This window comes from Dysgonomonas sp. GY75 (assembly GCF_015234155.1).
In the GTDB taxonomy this organism is placed as follows: domain Bacteria; phylum Bacteroidota; class Bacteroidia; order Bacteroidales; family Dysgonomonadaceae; genus Dysgonomonas; species Dysgonomonas gadei.
The window spans coordinates 599,903-620,238 of record NZ_JADCLQ010000003.1; the positions used below are offsets into that span (position 1 = coordinate 599,903).

Here is a 20,336-nt window from a genome sequence, read left to right on the forward strand (position 1 = left end):
ACTACTCAGCCTAGCCTCCCGACTGTATGATACTAACAGCCATTGATTTTCCCCTCACGGTTCTATCTGCCCCTTGCGGGAGGAGTACATTGTCCAACCAGCTCGATACATTATATCACTATTTGGTGCATCTGGTTGTAGGCTACTGCTGACGGAACAGCAGGTTTGAGCGTTCTCCAACTCTTTGGAGTAACTTCAAACAATCATTTACGCGACTTCGTGTCGCACCCAGGGGGTATCTAAATGATGAATGGCAACAGCTCTTTTTTGTGCATTTACTCCTGTTCCCAACATAGATGTCGAGCCGAATATAACACGGATACGTCCTTCGTTCATTCCGGCGATCAGGGCCTTTCTTGCATTATCGGTCTTAGCCTCCTGTATAAAGCGTATCTCATGGGCAGGTATCTTATGATCTTCTACCAGTTTACGTTTTATCTCGCTATACGGATTCCATTCTCCGGGTTTGTATGTCCCCAAGTCTGAGAATACGAACTGCGTTCCCTTCTGAAAATCATATTTATTATAATACTCTGCAATCTTAGCCGCACAATGGGATGCTTTGTTATCGACATGGTCGCCGTATGCCATGTTGATCATCCGCATATCGAGCGACATCTTACGGGCATAATCGGTTGCGATCAACATCTTTGCCTTTTCCTCTTTTTCCGTCAGTTTACTTCTACCCAAAAGAGTAGCGTCTCCTGTCTCAGCGAATCTCATCAGTTTCTCAATAAACACTTCCTGCTGTGGTGTTGGCGGAATATTGTACAGGATTTCATTCTTTTCGGGACGGTCTATACCGATATCCTTCGCTGTCCTGAAGTCTGTTATTTCCGAATAGAATGCGGCTAGTTCCGGCACTTTGATAAAGTATCGGAAGCGTTCTTTCATTACAATTTGATTGGTAACGGAAAATTCATAGTCGGTACTCTTCTTTGCAAATACGGCAGCCCAGGCATCAAAGGTGTTAATACCCTGCTTTTCCAACGCTTTGGGGCGTAGGTATTTGAACAAGAGGTATAGTTCCGTTAAGGAATTGGATATGGTTGTACCTGACAAAAAAGTTGCTCCCAGATCTTTGCCGCTGCGTTCCTGAATGGTGCGTAGGGCAAAGAGCATATTGAGTGCCCGTTGGCTTCCTTCGGGGTTTCCAAGCCCTGCCACACGGTCGTGACGGGTGGTAAACATTAAGTTTTTGAACTGGTGACTCTCGTCTACGAGCAGGTGGTCAATACCCATCATCTTAAAATCCACCACATCATCCGTGCGGTTTTTTATCTGGTCGGCCAGATTATCCAGCTTGACTTCCAAATTTTGTTTGCGAATTTCCAAGCCCCTGAGCATCCTTCTGGACACTTCTTTTCCCTGACTGCGTAATACATCAAGATTTGCTTCCACAGATTCGAGTTCCGCCTCGAATATCTGTTGCTGCATTTCGGGTGATTGTGGTATCTTACCAAATTGGTCGTGTGTTAAAATAACAGCGTCCCAAGAGTTATTCTTTATATCATTGAAGATCTTTACCCGCTTTTTAGGCGTAAAATCTTCCTTGCCGGGATATAATATCTTGGCGTTGGGGTAAGCAGTCCTGAATGTCGCCGCAATTTCATGGACGTTCGCTTTTAACCCGACAATCATCGGCTTGTTTGCCATCCCCAGGCGTTTCATTTCATAGGCGGCACAACACATAACAAGGGTTTTGCCTGCCCCCACCTCGTGATCTCCGATCCCGCCACCGTTCTGCTTGATCATCCAGATACAATCTTTCTGCGACTGGTACAGATCGGGAATACCGAGTGCTTTTAAATCCAGTCCTGGAAAAGACTGGTGCGATCCGTCGTACTGCGGACGCACAAAGCAGTTGAATCTCCGGTTATACTTTTCTGCCAGATTGTTCTTAAATTCGGGGGATTGCTGATCGAGCCAATCGCTAAAGCCGCTCCTGATTTCATCGATCTTGGTATTTGCCATTTGGATAGCCTGACCGTCCGGTACTTTGACGTCTCTGGCTTCTCCCGTCTCGGGATCGTTTACTTGAATTGTCTTGGTAATATTGGGAGTTGTATTCAGCAAAGCATGCTTTAACAGGTGCATACCTGTATAGAGCTTGCTTTCACCCTGTACGGCAAACTTTTCGTTGATTATCAGGTTACTCTTATCCGCTTTTACCGTAAAATCATCACGGGAAGCATAATAATCTATGGTAACATTTGCTTCGAACAGTCTACTGATATAGTCCTCATAAAGGGACATATCAATCCATCTTTCTCCAAAATTGAAGTCGAGCTGCTCATATCTGATCGGCTCGGGAGTAGCTTCCTGCAAGGCTTTCAGCGATTCCTGTGCGGGCAAGTCGTCGGGATGATTCTGTAAATACCTTTCAACAGCTTCCGCTTTTTCTACGACATTCCCTGCAATAAAACGGTCTTGTACCTCATAGTTCTGAATAAGCGGATTGAAAAAGATACGTCCATGCAGGTCGGTGATCATCTCTTCCCTGCCTTTATCCGTCATCAGGGACACCATATAATCTAAACGGACTTCTCCATACTTATTCAGGGATGCAATCAGGGCTTCGTCGGAAGTCCCGGCAACTTTCAGTTCGTTGGGATTGAAAGCGACAGGTCCGTGAAAGATGTCGGCTTTTTGCAGTTTGCCGTCAATGGCTCGTTCAAGGGAAAGGATTTCAGTTCCTCCCGCATCCATTTTGATGACATCCAGATTTTTCTTGTCGTTCAGGTTACCGAAGCGACGGACAAAATTGTCATAGACAAGATTGAGATTACTCCTCAGAGATTCATGTACCGTCAGGTGTTTCGCCTCATGGTTATACAATTCATGGTAAAAGTCTCTGAGCTCTATATAACGGCTGATTTTAGATCGTTGGGCAAATGGTAAGTCCAGAGGTTGGAATTCGGCTCCGTCCCGATAACGCTCCTTCAGGTAGCCGATTTGTCCCTGATCTTCGATCAATGATCCTTGCTTATGGTATTCTTTGAGTTCGCCCGTAAAAGGGCGAAGCTCAAAGGGGGCCTCCCCAACCCCTCCGGAGGAGGGGCTTATTGCTCTATCCTGTTCTCCTGTATGTTGCTTCTCCGTGGTAGAACTTGAAGTCTCCCTTGAGAAATTTAGGGGGCTGCCTTTGGAAAACATACTAAGCTGTACGGGTTTTCCTTGGGGTGGTGTATTTTTTTTCTTTCCTCCCCGAACAGGTTTTACTTGTGAGCGTTCTTGTTCGGTAAAACCGAACAGGTCATATAAACTCATCACAGGTGCTTGTGTAGCAGGTTGTAGTTTCTCTACATTCAAAGCACTTTCACTAGCTTGTTCTTTGGAGATGGTTTCCGCTTCCTTATTCCAAAATTCTTTTTCTTCGGGGAAGAAATGATCTTCGACAGCTTGCCAAAATGGATCAAGATCGTCCGGATAAACTTCTTTCTCCTGTAAGGAATACTTAGGTTTGTTTTCCTTTACCTCTTCTTTTACAGCCGCATTGAATAATATTTCTGTTTGAGGTTTCGTTTGTTTTGGGGTAATAACACGATTGTTGTATAAATCCGGATTCAGATAGCTTTTAAAATCGCTTTCCAGCATCTTTTTCAGATCGGCGGCCATCCCTTCAACTCTGCCTTCATGGACAAAAACCTGTGCAGGCTTGCCGTATGGATCAGTGCCGATGGATGCCTTGGTATGTACTACTCTTCCATTATTATAAAAGTAATCATTCGTATAGATGCCCGTCAATTCGGATTGGCTTGTGCCGACAAAGAGATTCTCCCAGAAGTTTAGTTTCGGATCTTTACCCGTATTTTTCTGCAATATAATTAGGTCACTTCCGACTTCTGTTCCTGCATAATCGGTAAACAGGTTATTGGGCAGGCGGATAGCCGATACCAGATTCGTATTCTCCATCAGCCATTTGCGTACCGGTGTATTGTTCGGAGAGTTCATCACACCTTGTGACGTGATAAAGGCAAGAATTCCACCCTCCCGAAGCGATTCCACTCCTTTTATAAAGAAATAGTTGTGTATGGCACGGGTAGAGTCCTTATGCAGTTGGTCTTGCTTCATAAAGGCTGCATCAAAAACATTCATCTCGCCGAATGGGATATTACTTGATACAACATCGAAATAGTTATTATAACGGCTTTCGATGGTTTCAAAGCCTTCGATATTGACTTTTGTATCAGGGGAAAGAGCAGATAATATTTTTCCGGTCAATAAATCTTTCTCAAATGCAATAACATTCTTTCCTTCTACGGATTGCTGTTGGAAGGCATTGGCGAACTCTCCCGTACCGGCTGAAGGGTCCAGTATTCGGGAGGGGGTGATTCCGCTATCACTTAAAACATTTACCAGTACATTTACAATTTCTTTTGGGGTATAAAACGCTGTCAATACAGAATTTTTGATACTGTTCAAATAGCGTTTATATTCATTCTCATTTGCAGTATTTTCTTTGAGAACACGGTGTAACTCTGCCACTAAAGGAAATAATTCCAGTTCTGATTTTGCCCAATACGCTGTATCAGCCAGCGAGTTTGCAGGATTCAGGACACATTTAAGTCCCCCGAATCCCGCATATTGCTTCAATAAAAATTGCTCCTCTTTCGTTGGCTGACGTCCCTCCTTTTCCAATATGAATGCGGTTTTGATCGCATCTATATTGGCTTTCAGGCGTTCTTTCTTATTGTAAGCCATTTTCTTCGATATAGAGTGAGACAAAACCGGTTAATTCGGTGTAGAGCAGATCAAAATCGGGAGAGTTTAAAAAGTCGTCGGATAACGCATACTTTTCCTGTAGATCGTAACAGCGCGGCAATAATAGCAGGGCGAACTCTCTGGCCTGACCTTCGGGAATCTCTGTGGAAAACTCATTCCACAGGATAGTTATTAATGTGTCGAGCAGGGAAAAGTGCAAGCCTTCATAAAGGACATTATTGGCCACTTCTTCTGCATGGATGTGGCTAAGTCCTGACTTTATCGCTTCGCTATAGGCTTCGGCAGCAGAATCGCTTCGGGATGTGATTAGATCAAAATCGGATAATAATTCGGGATGTGATTCTTTCAGGAAAGAAAGCAGGGATAGCCTGTAATAAGACAAGCCCTGAGATTGTTCTTGTTTCATATGTTTATGGATTTTGGGGCATAGCCCCTCTTGTTATACAAAATCGTTGATTACAAAAAATGTAAGAGGAAATAATGGTAGTTTACAATAAAGAGAAGGGGTCGAAACGCAAAGCACCCGGAGATCCCTCTCCGAGTGCACCACTAAAAATCCATAGTAAAACAAAAAACAATTCCGTAATGACTAAGATTCTTAGTGGCAAAGATAATGTTATTTACAAAAAGTCGATAACAATATGCACATCGGTTTATCCCTTCCCGCCCTTCTTTTTGCCTGTATTATCAAACTCAAATACGGGTTTTAACGTATCATCCAGCCGTAAAAATGCATCAAAGGTTTTTTCGGCTTTGCTTTTAAAGCCTTTTATCAGGGAGGTTTTACCTTTGGTCAGCAGGTCTATGAGGTGTTTATCGCTCAGGTCTTTTCCGCTCTTATTGCGGAAAATAACATAGCCGCAATCTTCATCTCTACATTTAGCGACCTTTGGATATAAAACAACTCTTTCTTTTCCACACTTGGGGCAGGGATATCCGGCTTTCTCGTCTTTATGCTCCAAATGCATAGTCAAAAGTTCGGCTGTGATCTGTCCAGCATAGACCTCAATACCTTTATGGAAGTCGGCAGCATTCATTTCTCCTGTCGCTATCTTGTTCAGGGCATTCTCCCATGATCCGGTCATGGCGACATCGGCAATCTTCTTGTCTTTGACAGCCAGATAGACGACTAATCCTTTATTGGTAGGAACAAGGGCTTTTTTATCCCTGACAATATATTCTCGGGAGAAAAGCGTTTCAATGATAGCCGCACGGGTAGCAGGTGTGCCAATACCTGATTCTTTAAGAGCTTCGCGTTCGGCTTCATCGGCAAGCTCCTTTCCGCAGGTTTGGCTTTGTCCAATACCGGCTGCACTCGCCACATCCGAACGAGTTCGGCTCTGCTCTCGTTGGCACGGTATTTCCATTACAGAGAGTAAACTGGCCTCCGTGTGTAACGGACGGGGCTTGGTTTGCTTTTCGAGCGTATCGGTCGAGTCGACATTCCACCGGTCACCTTCATTGAGAGGAGGCAGGGTACTGTTTTCATCCTTCTCGTTCTCATCTGCCATTACTCCGCTGACCGATCTCCACCCTATCTGGTTGATGATGGCTCCTTTGACTAGGAATATTTTTTCCTGTACCTCGAAGCGGACAGTTGTCTGTTCTTTAATGCAGGTGGTAGAGAAAGCTTCCAGCATACGGCAGAGGATCATTTCGAAGATCAGCTTCTCGTCGCCTGGAAGGCTGCCCGGCTTATTTCCCGTTACAATGATGGCATGGTGGTCTGTTACTTTCGCATCGTTGATACTTCGTTTATTCAGGTCGTTCAATCGTTTCACGGATTCACCATATAAAGTATGTTCATTGAAACCAGAGAGTAGTTCGGGAACGGTTTCGAAAACATCTTCAGAAAGATAACGGCTTCCGGTACGGGGATAGGTTATCAGTTTTCCTTCATATAGCTTTTGTGCAATAGATAAGGTCTTATCGGCGGAAAAAGAATGTTTGCCGTTGGCTTCCTTCTGTAAAGCTGTCAGGTCATAGAGAAGTGGAGGTTCCTGTTTTACCGTTTTCTTCTCTATGGATTTTACAGTTGCGATTCCGTTTTGTGATATATCTTGCGTAACCTTGTCCGCATCTATACGGTCATTATATTTATCCTCGGAGACAGGGGTTAATACATTACCGTCTTTTGATAGATTGAGTTTGTGCTGCCAGTATTTCTGCGGCACAAAATCTTTGTTCTCCAGATAACGGGAACAGATCATTGCCAAAGTCGGGGTTTGGACACGTCCTAAAGACCAGACGCCAGATCCGGCGGATATGGACAAAGCTTGTGATGCATTGATACCCACAAGCCAGTCTGCCTGGCTCCGTGCTTTGGCGGAGAGATAAAGTGTATCGTATTGTGTACCCGGACGAAGGTTCTCCAGCCCTCCACGGATAGCCTGGTCGGTGAGTGAACTGATCCAAAGGCGGTCGAAAGGCTTGCTGCATGACAGATAATTATAGATATACCTGAATATCAACTCGCCTTCGCGTCCCGCATCGGTAGCGACAATGATACGTTCGCTCTTATTGAATAACTCACGGATGACTTTGAGTTGCTTCATTGCTCTCGGATCGGGTTTGTATTCTTTCCCTTCTTTTATATGGCGGGGGATAAGCTTAAAATCTTCCGGCAGGATGGGCAGGTTCTCTTTTTGAAAACCTTTGATACCGTACTCTTCAGGCATGGCAAGTCCGATCAGATGACCGAATGCCCAGGTTACTGCATAGTTATTACCTTCCAGATAGCCGTCCTTACGGCTGGTGGCTCCAACGATAGCCGCTATGTCACGGGCTACCGACGGCTTTTCTGCTATGATTACTTTCATTTTTATTATGGATTTTGAGGCGCAGCCTCTTTTGTTATACAATAGTTACGACAACAGGGGATTATTCTGTTAAATGAAATAACCGGAACGATCTACATTTTCACGCCACCGCTTTTCTTGACGGTACGGGCCGGACGCTGCGTTTCCTTTTGCTTTTCCGCCTGTTTCTCTGTCGGTGAACTTTGCCCCTGCTTTATCGGATCTTTTACATTTTTCAGGCTCTCGCTGGTCTTACCTTCTGAATTGACGGCAACTTGTGTCTTATTTGCTTCGGCAGGTTTTACCTCGGCTCCCTGAGATTTGGCTTTGTCGGGATTCCATTTGAAAAAGTCGAGTTTGCCTTTTTCTTCATTTACCTTTACATAAGCATTGAAAGGCTGATCCTGGCCGTCTTTCATCATGCCCTGAACATATATGGCTTTTCCTTCGCCAAGTGAGCTTTGTTGTTTCTCATCCAGATCTACTCCTAACAATTTTGTAGGAATACGGACTTTCTGCTGCGGCTCCTGATTTTGGGATTGTTGGTTTTCCTGCCTGTATTTATTCCGGTCCAATCCGTCATAAGAGAAGTCAAGAGAGCCTTTTGCCGCATTGAATTGGACATAGCCATCGAAAGGTTTTCCATTCTTTGATGTCATACCTTCGACTAGCGTCTTTTTACCTTCATACAATGACTGTAATTGTTCAGAGGAAAGGGGGGCTTCTTTGAGGGTATCCTTAAAAGCAACATTGGCTACAGGTATTGCTTCCAGACGGTTTGTTACTTTATCAAGAGATACGAAAGAGGGTATTTTCTCCCCTTTGTCTCCTGTAAGCTCAATGATTCTTCCGGCATTGGATGTTTCAAGCAGATTCTTTTTGTCTTCTTCCGTCAATGTGGCTCCATGAAAAGGAATATCCAAAGTCGAGGCAGGCTGGTAGCTGTCCGCTTTCAGCCGGATACTGCCGTCGGGATTTTCATCAAAGGATAATCGTGCCTGTACCTGAAATGCAATTCCTTCGTAAGTGGGATTTACTTGTATCAGATTCGGTGATTTATGCCAGTTGAGCATAGCTTTGAGGTTCCCCTGTGCTTCCAGCATCTCGCGGGTAACGCCGAGTTTCTCCAATTGCCTCCAATTGATACGGCTTTCATCCACAGGCTTATACTCCTGAGACTGGTCTTGTGTTTTTTGTTGTTTGTTAAAATCCTCCGGATTGACACGGCTTTGGGATAAAAAGGCGGTATTCCCGGCTTCATCCTTAAACATCTCCTTTAAAGCAGAAGCAATGTTCTCGATTTTTTCAATCGGGGAACGGAAGAAATTGAAATGGGTAGGGTCTTGAAATTCCCGTTTGAGATTGGAGAAAAAATTCTCCAAAACACCTGCTTTCTCATCAATCCGGATGAATTGTCCCTGATTGGCTTTTGTTGCATCGACAGTATCGAGATTACCCGTGTCGTCCACACCTTTTACTACTTTTACTTTGTTGCCGTCACTCTTATTGACGACCAAAAGCGTTTCTTTGTTTTTTAATTTTTCGTCCATAATCAGTCGTTTAATTATTGCATCAATACGAATGCAGGACGAAAATAGGCAGATAAGAATGTCTTTGTTTTACATAGTAATTAGCTGGTAGTGAGTGGCGTTGGAATGGAATGGTTTGGCTTTGTACTAATGAAAAGCAACGGTCTAGCGAGGATAACTACTGTTTGGATATACTTTTGTAAAATATAAGAGCCTGTTTAAGAAACTGTTTAAATTTTAGTCAATGAAGCATTTTGAATCTAAAACGGCTCTTATCTTGTCAGAAATTTTATCCTTCAAAATCATATTCTTGAAAAATTTAAACAGATTCTAAATTTATCAATTCTATTTTTATAGTAACTATTTTCATCTTTGTCATCCTCTATTTGGCTCTTTTGGACTTCTTTTTCATTTTTACCTCTTGGCTTAACCCGATTACTGAGGGTGACGCGTTTTTTTATTTGTTTACTGTATCTGGCGGTAATATCCGGATATATAAGCAACGGGTTATCAAACCGAAGATCTCGGTGGGGGACTGCTTTTTTACGTTTTCATTAACCGGGGAGTGTCTAGGTATAATCGTTTTCAACTGATTACAGATAGCTTTTTTCCGGTAAATGTTATATCTTGCCTTTATTCGTTATTTTCGGATAGTTATTTTATTGAAAGTTTGACAGGTGTTTTTACATTTGTACTGATAACGATTAAGAGCTTGTTTAAATTATAGCGAAAATAGTATTAGAGGTTCCGGCAAATAATTCCTGGAAACTTTTTTTATGCTCTTTTTGGCTTATTTTAATCTTTTTCCTATTGATTCGGCCCGCTGAATCTTCAAGAAAAATATCTATCTAAAAACAGATATGAAAAATTATTGCTATAAAATATAAACAGACTCGTGTCGATAAAAACAAATACCAACCAATTATGGCAACATTAAAATTCATCTTACGGCATTCCACCCGTGGGAGCTCCCATTGCGGTAGCCTTTGCGTGCGTATCATCCATTCACGCAGGGTCAAGGTACTGACCGTACCCATCAGCCTTCACCTCCATGAATGGGATGAAGAGTCCCAACAAATCCGGCTGCCCGATCACAGCGCGGAGCGTTACCCGTATTTAAGCAAGGCCGCCGACAGGCTGAATAATTATCATCAGGAGTTCAAAGAAATAGCCGGGCGGCTGGAGAAAGCGGGGCGTTATACGGTTGATGACATCCTGCATAACTACCGTTGCGGCCATAGCCCGGGTAACCTTTACGGCTTCGCCGACCAGCAGGCCCGTCAGCTGCTTCGTAGCGGTCAGGAGCGTACCGCGCGTGCTTACCGCACCGTCAGCCGCGGTCTTATCCGCTTCAATAAGGGGCATGACCTCCCCTTAAGCCATATCAACGCCTGTATGATGAAAGAGTTCGAGACCTACCTGAAGGAACGTGGCAAGGCGATGAATACGATCTCTTACTATATGCGCGTGCTGCGCGCTATCTATTGGAAGGCCATCAGGGAGAAAGTGGCCGAACCCAAACGTGACAATCCTTTTGAAAATGTATTCACGGGCTTCCAGCAAACCCGCAAAAGGGCGTTGGATATCGAGAGTCTCCGCGCGCTGAACAGCCTTGATTTTTCCACTTTGCTGGAACAGCAGGCCCTGCCTCCCGTAAATACGGGTAAGCAGCCCAAAGCAGCCCCGCAGGAGGATAAAGCTGTAGACAGCGGCCTTTATACCTCGTGGCGCTACTTTTTCTTTTGTTTCCATGCCCGTGGGATGAGCTTTGTCGATATGGCTTACCTGCGCAAGGAAAATATTCGCCAGGGCGTGATCAGCTACTACCGCAAAAAGACTGGCCAGAAGATCGAGGTAACGCTCACCCCGTCCTTACAGCGGCTGATCGACAGCTTCAGCGGCGAGGTCCGCCACAGCCCCTACCTTTTCCCCATCATCCGGGATGCGGGCAGACCCGCGCGCCTGCAATACGAGAATGGCCTGCGCCTGCAGAATAAACGCCTGAAAAAGCTGTCCGCTTTAGCGGGTATCGGAGAGAAGTTATCGACCCATGTCTCTCGCCACAGCTGGGCTACCACCGGCAAGAAACAGAACCTGCCGCTGTGGGTGATCAGCGAGGGACTGGGCCACTCCTCGGAGAAGATGACCTATACCTACCTGGCCTCCTTCGACCGCTCGACCCTGGACCGGGCCAACGAGCAGATCGCACTGGCCCTGTTAGCACCGCCGGCTGTGACAGTCGACTTCGCCCCTCTGTAGGGCTGAACCCGGTTTATACGCTTTGACAAACAAAAGCTATGCATCTTATCAAATAAAACTGGCTGCTATATCATATAGTGGCAAATATTTTTTAGTGTCTACCTGAATATAAAATAAATATTCTATATTTGCAATCATATTTTAACTGAAAAGCGGAAAAGAGGGGCTAATTTGGAACCGGATCACACAAAACCGAACATTTTGCGTTAATTTTACTGTTTAGTCTTAACATCTGACACTTACCAAGTGTCGGAATCTACCTACTTAACACATGTAAACAGATGCAAAGGTAAACGTTATTTAACAAAATAACACTACCCATTTTTACCCTTTTACTATCAATTTTGAATTAAGTGTGTTTTTTTCGTATTTGTCCCGGCGTCTGACCTAAATGTTGCTTACAAAAGCGGATGAAAGCGGTATCAGAAGCAAAGCCGAATTCAGCGCTTAATACTTTAAGGTTATGGTCGCCCGTGCAGAGGGCATGGTATATCTTTTTTGCCTTATGGTCGTTCATCCATTTATATCCGGAAGTATTGAACACCTTCCTGAAACGCTTCTCTATACCTGACAGGGTCATATTCATAGCGGTTGCCAGCGCGGTAAGGGAATTGTACTTGTGACAATTGTTCATCACAAAATGTGAGAATGCCGCGTCGCGGCTGAGGGCTTCGCGGAAAAACAATCCAAGCTCCTCCTGCGAGTAAAACTCCCCAAACAGGTAGAGCAGCTCACTTATTTTTATCTCATTATAATACCTGCAACACAGCTCTTTGGATATACAGTACACCAGCATATCCGCATAAGCCTTCAGCGCCCCGTTCATTTTCAACAGCCAGGGGGAATTCATTCTCGTGTCCAAAGGCGTTTGTACTTCCCGTGCCCCGTCTACCAGGTCCTCCAGCCTGTAACGGTCGCAGAACTGCAGCTTGCAGTCAAGGCGTATGAACAGGAGGCGGGCTCCGGCTTCGGCCCTGTAACTCAGGTTATAACCTACCGGCAGGTAAAGCACCTGCCCGCTGTGCATCCTGCGGTCATGGTACATTCCGAAGGAATAGATGACTTCCCCCTCAAGCAGGAAGATAATGATATGCTGCACGGACTGCTCAGCGAGCAGGATGCCTTTGCCGGCTTCTTTCATTTCAATGGACGGATTTGCGCCTTTGTCGCTGTTCAGACAAGTGTGGCAGGCTACGTGTTCGCTAAGGTGTAATAATTTCATATTCAATTGGTTTTAAGTATGTTTAATCTATGTTTAAGGATGCTTTTGCTATGTAAAGCCAGTTTCAAGCCTAAGAAACGATTGGTTGCCAATCAGTTAAAGCTACCCGCCTTCCTATTTTTCTTTCGGTGGAGGCCACACATGTTTAATAAGTTGTGTCATAAGCCTACCTCAATTTTTATTTTATATCAGTTAATGCGTTAATAATTAATGTGTTAAAAATAATTTCCGGGCTTATCCGACACTTGGTAAGTGTCAGTCTAGAGAATGTGTGTAAATGCATTAACGGGTATATGTTATGGGCTTGCGATCCGAAGCTCTTTTCTCAGGTTTATTCTGGGGATGGTTTGGCGTAAGCAGTGTAAGGAGAGCAGAACGACGATAATAGATAGAAAGTTTAACAAAAACGATACAAAGAATGTGCAGGATAGAGTATTCCCCGATAATAACGGAGCGGCAGTCCGGGCGGTTTTATATCGGCCTGGACATGCATTTTGCCTGTCGTACGGTAACAGCCGACCAGGCGTACTGGTTCATCCCTGTCTTAACCGATGGGCAGAGGAGGCGGGAGTTGCCCGTAGTTCTGGTTGCCGGGCGGTCGCGTTACCGGTCCATGCGGCTCGCTTTATGGGGCCTGGGCAGGGGCATCCTGCGCGCTTACCATATAAAAAAGCTGTTGAAGGCAGCGGGTGGGGCTGTTATCGATTACCCCTACCTTATATCCCTGGATTACGAGGAGTGGATGGACCGTGCGGAAATAAGCATCCTGCACCAGTGAACAAATAAGCTAAGCTATAATCAACGAACAAAGTCAAACAAATAATACACTACAATATTTATATGAAACAATCCGTATTTACTGTGCTGTTGCTGATGATATGCCTGTTTCCCGCACGGGGGCAGGATAAGGCGAGCTATCTGCCCCTGGCCGCACCGCGCCTGGCCGTCAAGACCAATCTGCTGTACGATGCTACCACCACCTTGAACCTGGGGCTGGAAGTCAGGCTGAAGAACCGCTATACATTGGACCTTTCGGTTAATTACAACCCTTTCACCTATAGCGGCAACAGGAAGCTGAAGCATATACTGGTGCAACCGGAGCTCCGCTATTGGAGTTGCGAGCCGTTCTACGGTCATTTCATCGGTGTCCACGCGCTCTATGCCAATTACAATACCGGGAATATCAAGCTGCCGCTGGATATTTTCCCCGGCCTGGAAACGGGCCGTTACCGGGGTAACCTTTATGGGGCCGGTATCTCCTACGGTTACCACTGGATGCTCTCCCCCCGCTGGAACCTTGAAGCCACTATCGGTGTCGGGTATGTATATACGGATTATGACAGGTATGAGTGCAAGACCTGCGGCAAGCTGCTGGATAGCGGGAACAAGCATTATTTCGGACCGACAAAGGCGGGTATATCATTCATCTATATAATCAAGTAAAACAAAGAAAGGGACAGTAAATGAAACGACCTATTATTTCTCATATATTACTATTGGTTTTATTCCTTCTGCCGTTGTCGCTCAGCCTGCCGGCACAGGAGGGAAATACCCATAAAGGCCTGTCGGTCGAAAGGGCCGGGCTCAAACAGGAGGGCGACAGCCTGTCCTTTCGTTTCGCGGTGCGCGTACAAGGCAAAGCCGTATCGGGCTGCGAATCGATGATGCTGGTACCCGAGCTGAGGGCCGGGCACAACACCGGCGGCAAAGCCCTGCTTTTCCCCTATATCCTGATCAACGGGGACAGCCGCCCGAAGCTGAACGAACGCTATTTCGCCCTTGCGGGCGCGGATAAGCCTAAACAGGGCGTCTCGTTCACCGGTAACCATCCGCTGATGGAGATAACTATTATACCATCCACCGATACGGTGCTTGTCTATGAGACGCGTATCCCTTACGAGTCCTGGATGGATTCCGCCCGTTCGTTGCTCTACCCGCAGATGATCTGCCGTCCGGGATCGCGTCCCTCCCCGCTGGCCTTATGTGACCGGGTGGAAGTTGGAGCCTTCGAACCTTATACGGTCCGTCCCCTGGTATCCTTCCTGGTACCCACTGAAGAGATTAAGACGCGTACATCCGCCGTCAAGGATTTCATTGGCTTCCGGACGAGCAAGACTGTCATTGATCCCGGTTTCCGGCAAAACTCACAGGAATTGGCCAGGCTTGACTCGGTTATGTCAGTTTTAAGGGATAACCCCGATGTGAAAATTACAGCCTTCTTAATTGAAGGCTACACGTCACCCGAAGGTTTGTACGCCACCAACGAACGCATATCGAAAGAACGTGCCGCGGCGCTGATGGATTACCTGAAAAACAAGTTCGGCCTTGACCAGGGCCTCTTCAGGCTAAGCCATGTGGCCGAGGACTGGGACGGTCTTGCCGCCCTGGTACTGGCCTCCAATATAGAATACAAGGACCGGATACTGGATATTATTGCCACCACAGGGATCATGGCCGGGCGTGAAGGCGCCCTGATGCGCCTGGCACAGGGCGAACCTTACCGGCAGATGCTCCGCGAGATGTTCCCGGAACTCCGCAGGGTGGAATACCGGATCGACTATACGGTCAGGGATTATACGATAGAAGAGAGCAAATCGCTGTTTAGCCGGAAGCCGGAAGACTTATCGCAGTTGGAACTTTACAACCTGGCTCAAAGTTACGGCGAAGGCTCGAAAGAGTATGCAGATATATTGATAGCGACAATACCCCAATATTATCCGGACGATGTGACGGCAAACGTCAATGCGGCGGCTGTCCTGATTGAGAACGGAGAGTTGAATACCGCCGGGCGCCTGCTGGACAAGGCAGCCACAGTTGGTGGTGCAGGCCATCCGACCATACTGAACAACCGGGGCGTTATCGCCCTGCTGGCCGGGGAACTGGATGAAGCCGGAGCCCTGTTCAACCGGGCGAAAACAGCCGGCAGCAAGGAAGCGGCTCACAACCTGGAGGAAGTAGAAGTCAAACGGGCCGATGACAAGAAAATGGAACGGTATAAAAGCCGGTAACCCTTCCCTAAAAAAACGGCGCGTACGTTGTACCCCGGCGCACAGCGCGAAATATGGGGAACGCTAAGAGGCTTTGGCCTGGCGGCATAGCAATTAAACCTGGCAATCGAAGGCAATCGAATGGTCTTCACAGGAATACCGGATAATGAAAATAAAACAACGTAATAAAATAATTAGTATTAACCAATTAAAGAAAGGGACAGTAATAGAGTAGAAACATTTAAACACAGTTAGATTAATAATTAAGAAAAAACAGACGATTATTTATTTTATTAAATTTTTAAAACAAAAAGAATGAAAACAAATTTCAAAAATGCAATTATGGCAGCTACAGCCTTGCTATTAGGTTTCAGTAGCTGTTCGAGTGATGACGAGAGCGGTCCGAAAGTGGACAATTCACCTAAAAATGTAACCATCAGTATCTCTGCACCGTCGACCTATGCCGATGAGGCTTCAGCGGTAGGAGTGATGCCTGATGTCACTGATGTGACAGTATTCTTCGTCGGGGCCGGCATTATCCAGGAGGTTGGTACTATGACTACCGCTGAAGTGGGATCGGCTAAAACATTTACCAATGTGCCGGGAGCCACAACCGACGTGATTATTGTCGCTAACGCTGCGACGGTAGCAACGGATGATGCTATCAACACAATAAGTCAGTATAATCCTTTATCGAAACTGAACGAGCTGATGTTCGTACAGGCCAATCAGACTGATCCGGATACAGCTGTTAACCTATTCGGCAGCGCTGCTATCACCGGAACCTCCGGTGCATATACAGCCAATGTAATACTGACTCCTGCTATCTCACGTTACGAGATTGCCCAGGTAAGTGCAAACCCCGCTGCAAACATCGTGTTGGATAGTTTCGACCTAACAGGGATCTATATCAACAATACCTACACAAAGCTAGGTACGGACTATGTAACCACGCCGGCTCCGTTTGGTGATATCCTGAACTATGACGCGACTAATGCCATTTGGACCAACAATTCTTACCCTGCACGTTTCAGCGATGAGTTTACTACATTTAGCGGAGCTACATCGTATGCACCGACCGATCTATGGTCTTATTATCTGATGCCTGTAAAAGCGTCAGCTGGGGAGGGAACAACGATCGGCGGTGTACCTCAATCTGTGATTCCACATATCGTATTAAAAATAGAGAATGCGACTGCTATCGGTCATATTATTCCTAGTCTTGCTTATGTTACTATCAAGGACCTGAAAGTAGGTGCTACATCGTTAACAGAGCTGGCACCCGGAAAAGTATACAGCATCGCCAACATTGCGATAGGAGGTGAAAATTTATCTGCTAAACCGGAGACAAATGCCTCTGAGGAAATCTCTGTAACAGCTACTGTAACTGTATGGACGGAAGAGACTGTTACACCTGAATTTTAACTAACAGCTATTAACATTTCCCGGAAGGAACCGGCATACGCTGCTCGGCCAATTCCGGGAAACCAATCAAAAACCTTCATAAGGGATGGGGAAAGGGTTCCGGGTAACGGACCGGGGCCTGCCCTGTCCCGGGAGGTTTATAAAACGGTTCATAGCATCTTGCCGGATACGGATACTGTAACGGTATAATAACCGATACGACAAAATAAAAAAAATAAAGCCAACAGATAAGAGGCTTATTGCCTTGCAAAAATGAATTATTCACATTATGAAACAGCTGAAGACATTAATCCTGCTAGTTGCGTCCGTATTTTTCACCGGATGTATCGGTGAAGACCTGAGTGATTGCCTACCGGACCAGAATCTGACGCTCGCGTTTACCAGCCTGAACTTTTCAGACAAGATCAGCCGGGTGACGGTCGCGATATACGATCAAAACGGGAAGCTGGCGGAGACGGTGCAAGTAGAAAAAGCCGATCTGGATGCTTTCCAGGGTGTCAGGTTATACCTGCCGGCAGGTGATTATACAGCTGTCTGCTGGGCAAACGCTTTTGACAATACCCAAATCAACGGGCTGTCCATGGGCGCCGGCCTCAATGAGCAGGAAGTGGCCCATCCCGGTTACTTTAATTCTGCGCGCATACCTACCAACGATGCCCTGTATTACGGCATACATACCTTTACGGTCAAACAAGACGCAGCCAGTAGCGAAACAGTGGCATTCACACCGGCTTATATCCGGTTCGTCATACAAATCAAAGGGCTGGCAAGCACAGCCAAAAGTGAGCCGTCTTCCGGCTATCCCTATATCAGGGTGAACAACCTTGTACCTGCATACGACTATAATATGGTTACCCACGGTAGCCCAACAACATACTATCCGCCGTTAACGGTAGATACAGGCAACAAACTGGCGCAGGCCCTCTGTAACGTGCTGCGCTTCGGCGCGGTTAACCCGGTCACGATAGACGTGCTGGACAACAGCACGGACAATACGGTCCTCCATACCGTTAACCTGCAACAGTTCATAGAGGACAACAATATCGTCATCGCCGATGGCAAAGAGGTAACCATACCTGTGCTCATATCCTTCGAAGGGAATACGGTTATCGTCACTCCGATCGATAACTGGGGTAATATCCCTGTGAGTCCCGGTAAACTTTAATACAGCGGCATTCAATTACAAATTACAATTAAAAGAGTGGAACACAATAAAATGAAATTGACTAACCTCATATCCTGCGCTTTGGTGGTGCTTCTGGCTTTGTTTGGAGGCTGCACCCCGGAAGATGCCAACAGTAATATTCAGGGGCCATTATTGCCTGCGGGAAAGAATGTTGTGCTTGAGGTGCGTATTCCGGGCGTGAAGATGCCATCGACCTACGGCATGACCGCAGCGCAGGAAAACAATGTGAACGAGCTTACCGTGCTGGCCTACAAGGATGTCGGCGGCAGCGAACAGCTTCAGGAGAAGATCGTGGCCATAGCATCGGATATCACATCCGGCGGGGCCGATAATGTCAATATCAAGGTGTCTTTGTCCATCCCCGCGGGAGATTACAGCCGCCTGGTGGTGGTCGCCAATGCTGATGCAGCGGTCGGCTCACTGACAGTAAACAGCCCCCTGTCCGAGCTGTCCGCTATCGAATACACCTATGACGGCAAGTGGGATGCATCCGCATCCACTCCGGCTTATATCCCTATGACGGGTGAAGTAACAGCCGCAGCCGGCACGACCAACGGCATCAAAATAGTGCAGGGCCAGTCGAAGACCTTTAGCGGCTTGTCGCTGGTACGTATGCTGGCGCGCGTGGATATCGTCAACGGTGCCACAGGCGCTTTCACCCTGAAAGACGTAATGCTGTACAACTTCAATAAAAACGGCCTGCTGGCCAACGATAATACAAAATACGGGGCTTCCCCCGCGCAGCCTAACTTACCCACAACGGAACAGAAGGTGACTTCCCCGATACAATACAATTCGGTACCGGCCACCCTGGAAGGCGAGATCTATGTTTTTGAGTCAAGCCCGCCGTCTTTGGCAAGCATTGCCACCTCTCCCCGCATCGTCATCAAAGGTACCTACAACGGTGCGGATTATTACTACCCTGTGGATTTCACCTACGACGGCGCTGTGAGCGGTACCACCAAAGGCAGCTTCATGCCCGTGGTGCGCAACCACCGGTACATATTCACGATCTCACAGGTCACCGGGCCGGGTTTCGCCTCGGCTATCGACGCGCTGTCTTCGACGGCTGTCTTCACCAATATAACCGCTACCGCGTTCGTTATCGACGAAGACTTCAGGGATGTCTATTACAGTGCTTCGGACTGCCTGGCGGTCAATGCCCCAGACTTTGATTTTAGCCACGAAGCGGCTACTGTCGCCTCCACGGGCAATAAGATCACCGTTAAATCCACCGCCGCCTGGACGATCCAGTGTTTCGAGGCAGATGGTACAACACCTGCCGGCAGCTGGCTGTCGGTGGATATGTCTTCCGGCTCAGCCGGTACGACAACAGAAGTATCGGTTTTGGTTTCGGAAAATAATCCTATAGCCGAGCGGAACGGAAAGATCAAAATCACAGCCAAAGGCTTTTCGCATGTGGTATCAGTTCATCAGAAGGCCTATATAGTTATATGGGCAGGCAGTAATATTTATTGGGACGGTACGAGTCTTACTTTCGACGATGTTTCCACCTCCGGTCCATCCCTTCATGAAACCTATCAGGGTGTTTACTTTAAGTGGGGAAGCTTGTGGGGTATTTCACCGCAGGGTAATTGGTCGGATAATTCTACGATTGTCTATGTGCCTGACAATGTTGGTGGTTATACATCTGGCATTGCTTCTTCTTGGTCGTCTGTCCTTTATTGGAACCCCGGTACTGTATACCAGAGCCGTGACGAGAAGTATCTGACCAAAACAGTCCATACGCCTGCGAACATAGCTAACGGCTACGGCGATATTTGTCAATATTTGACCGAGTTGGCTCCCGGCGGGACATTATATGGTAAAAAATGGCGTATGCCTACTTCGAATGAATTTGAGGCTGCAAGTAATTATTCATCCAGTGGTACATATACTAATGCGGAATCTACATCTGCCGATGGTACGCAGCCGTATACCATGGGTATCCGCAAAACAAATGCTAATAGTATCGGTACACCGTTCTTCCCCGCTTCAGGGCAGCGCGATCTCAGGGCGGGTGGCTGGTACGGCTCGGGTTCGTTCGGGTATTATTGGTCGTCAACATCGGCGGGTTCCTCTGGTTTTAGCTTGCGCTTTTCCAGTTTTAGCATTATCTCAAACGCCTCCAACGACAGGGGCCTAGGCTTCTCTGTTCGTTGCGTAGTAGACTATTAAGCTAACCGGAAAGATCGGTAATAAAAA

The 20,336-nt window shown here is 46.6% G+C and carries 11 protein-coding genes and 1 pseudogene; 7 read left to right on the forward strand and 5 right to left on the reverse strand.

Annotated elements, in window-relative coordinates:
- Nucleotides 1-228 precede the first annotated feature (228 nt).
- The 4 genes and pseudogenes from IR083_RS03405 to IR083_RS03420 form a co-directional block, all read right to left on the reverse strand.
- Nucleotides 229-4,704, reverse strand: a pseudogene (locus IR083_RS03405) (N-6 DNA methylase); the annotation flags it as partial.
- Nucleotides 4,691-5,131 carry a DUF1896 domain-containing protein gene (locus IR083_RS03410; protein WP_194223227.1) on the reverse strand — a complete coding sequence of 147 codons (441 nt, stop codon included), beginning with the start codon at nucleotides 5,129-5,131 and terminating at the stop codon, nucleotides 4,691-4,693. The gene IR083_RS03410 and the pseudogene IR083_RS03405, both read right to left, overlap by 14 nt.
- 247 nt (nucleotides 5,132-5,378) lie before the next feature.
- A complete protein-coding gene (gene topB, locus IR083_RS03415) occupies nucleotides 5,379-7,544 on the reverse strand; it encodes a type IA DNA topoisomerase (RefSeq protein WP_194223228.1) in 2,166 nt (721 codons plus the stop codon).
- A gap of 92 nt (nucleotides 7,545-7,636) precedes the next feature.
- Nucleotides 7,637-9,073: a DUF4099 domain-containing protein gene (locus IR083_RS03420; protein ID WP_194223229.1), complete on the reverse strand. Its 1,437-nt coding sequence runs from the start codon at nucleotides 9,071-9,073 to the stop codon at nucleotides 7,637-7,639.
- Nucleotides 9,074-9,976: 903 nt separating this feature from the next.
- Here IR083_RS03420 and IR083_RS03425 point away from each other — a divergent pair.
- Nucleotides 9,977-11,311, forward strand: coding sequence for a site-specific integrase (locus IR083_RS03425; protein ID WP_194223230.1), 1,335 nt, complete (start codon nucleotides 9,977-9,979; stop codon nucleotides 11,309-11,311).
- Between the two features lie 349 nt (nucleotides 11,312-11,660).
- Here the strand turns inward: IR083_RS03425 and IR083_RS03430 are convergent, their stop codons facing one another.
- Entirely contained in the window at nucleotides 11,661-12,533 is an 873-nt protein-coding gene (locus tag IR083_RS03430; protein WP_194223231.1) for a helix-turn-helix domain-containing protein, read from the reverse strand.
- Between the two features lie 613 nt (nucleotides 12,534-13,146).
- Between IR083_RS03430 and IR083_RS24545 the strand changes: the two genes are divergently transcribed.
- The 6 genes from IR083_RS24545 (at nucleotide 13,147) to IR083_RS24555 (ending at nucleotide 20,309) form a co-directional block, all read left to right on the forward strand.
- The gene (locus IR083_RS24545) at nucleotides 13,147-13,311 is read left to right on the forward strand and encodes a hypothetical protein (protein WP_242052343.1); all 165 of its coding nucleotides are present in this window, start codon (nucleotides 13,147-13,149) and stop codon (nucleotides 13,309-13,311) included.
- 62 nt (nucleotides 13,312-13,373) lie between these two features.
- Nucleotides 13,374-13,976: a DUF3575 domain-containing protein gene (locus IR083_RS03440; RefSeq protein ID WP_194223233.1), complete on the forward strand. Its 603-nt coding sequence runs from the start codon at nucleotides 13,374-13,376 to the stop codon at nucleotides 13,974-13,976.
- A gap of 497 nt (nucleotides 13,977-14,473) precedes the next feature.
- On the forward strand, nucleotides 14,474-15,541 hold the full coding sequence (locus IR083_RS24550) for an OmpA family protein (protein WP_262893146.1): 1,068 nt from the start codon (nucleotides 14,474-14,476) through the stop codon (nucleotides 15,539-15,541).
- Nucleotides 15,542-15,835: 294 nt separating this feature from the next.
- Complete coding sequence (locus IR083_RS03450) at nucleotides 15,836-16,945, forward strand: hypothetical protein (protein ID WP_194223235.1); 1,110 nt, start codon at nucleotides 15,836-15,838, stop codon at nucleotides 16,943-16,945.
- A gap of 268 nt (nucleotides 16,946-17,213) precedes the next feature.
- A complete protein-coding gene (locus IR083_RS03455) occupies nucleotides 17,214-18,110 on the forward strand; it encodes a FimB/Mfa2 family fimbrial subunit (protein ID WP_194223236.1) in 897 nt (298 codons plus the stop codon).
- Nucleotides 18,111-18,755: 645 nt separating this feature from the next.
- Nucleotides 18,756-20,309 (forward strand): BACON domain-containing protein, encoded by a 1,554-nt coding sequence (locus IR083_RS24555; protein ID WP_206759846.1) that lies wholly within the window; start codon nucleotides 18,756-18,758, stop codon nucleotides 20,307-20,309.
- Nucleotides 20,310-20,336: the final 27 nt, after the last annotated feature.

Bases quoted from the DNA above. Each gene is read 5' to 3' on its own strand.
- IR083_RS03455 (WP_194223236.1), top strand. From the start codon at position 17,214: ATGAAACAGCTGAAGACATTAATCCTGCTAGTTGCGTCCGTATTTTTC.
- topB (WP_194223228.1), bottom strand. From the start codon at position 7,544: ATGAAAGTAATCATAGCAGAAAAGCCGTCGGTAGCCCGTGACATAGCG.
- IR083_RS03440 (WP_194223233.1), top strand. From the start codon at position 13,374: ATGAAACAATCCGTATTTACTGTGCTGTTGCTGATGATATGCCTGTTT.
- IR083_RS03420 (WP_194223229.1), bottom strand. From the start codon at position 9,073: ATGGACGAAAAATTAAAAAACAAAGAAACGCTTTTGGTCGTCAATAAG.
- IR083_RS24545 (WP_242052343.1), top strand. From the start codon at position 13,147: ATGCGGCTCGCTTTATGGGGCCTGGGCAGGGGCATCCTGCGCGCTTAC.
- IR083_RS03410 (WP_194223227.1), bottom strand. From the start codon at position 5,131: ATGAAACAAGAACAATCTCAGGGCTTGTCTTATTACAGGCTATCCCTG.
- IR083_RS24550 (WP_262893146.1), top strand. From the start codon at position 14,474: ATGATCTGCCGTCCGGGATCGCGTCCCTCCCCGCTGGCCTTATGTGAC.
- IR083_RS03425 (WP_194223230.1), top strand. From the start codon at position 9,977: ATGGCAACATTAAAATTCATCTTACGGCATTCCACCCGTGGGAGCTCC.
- IR083_RS03430 (WP_194223231.1), bottom strand. From the start codon at position 12,533: ATGAAATTATTACACCTTAGCGAACACGTAGCCTGCCACACTTGTCTG.
- IR083_RS03450 (WP_194223235.1), top strand. From the start codon at position 15,836: ATGAAAACAAATTTCAAAAATGCAATTATGGCAGCTACAGCCTTGCTA.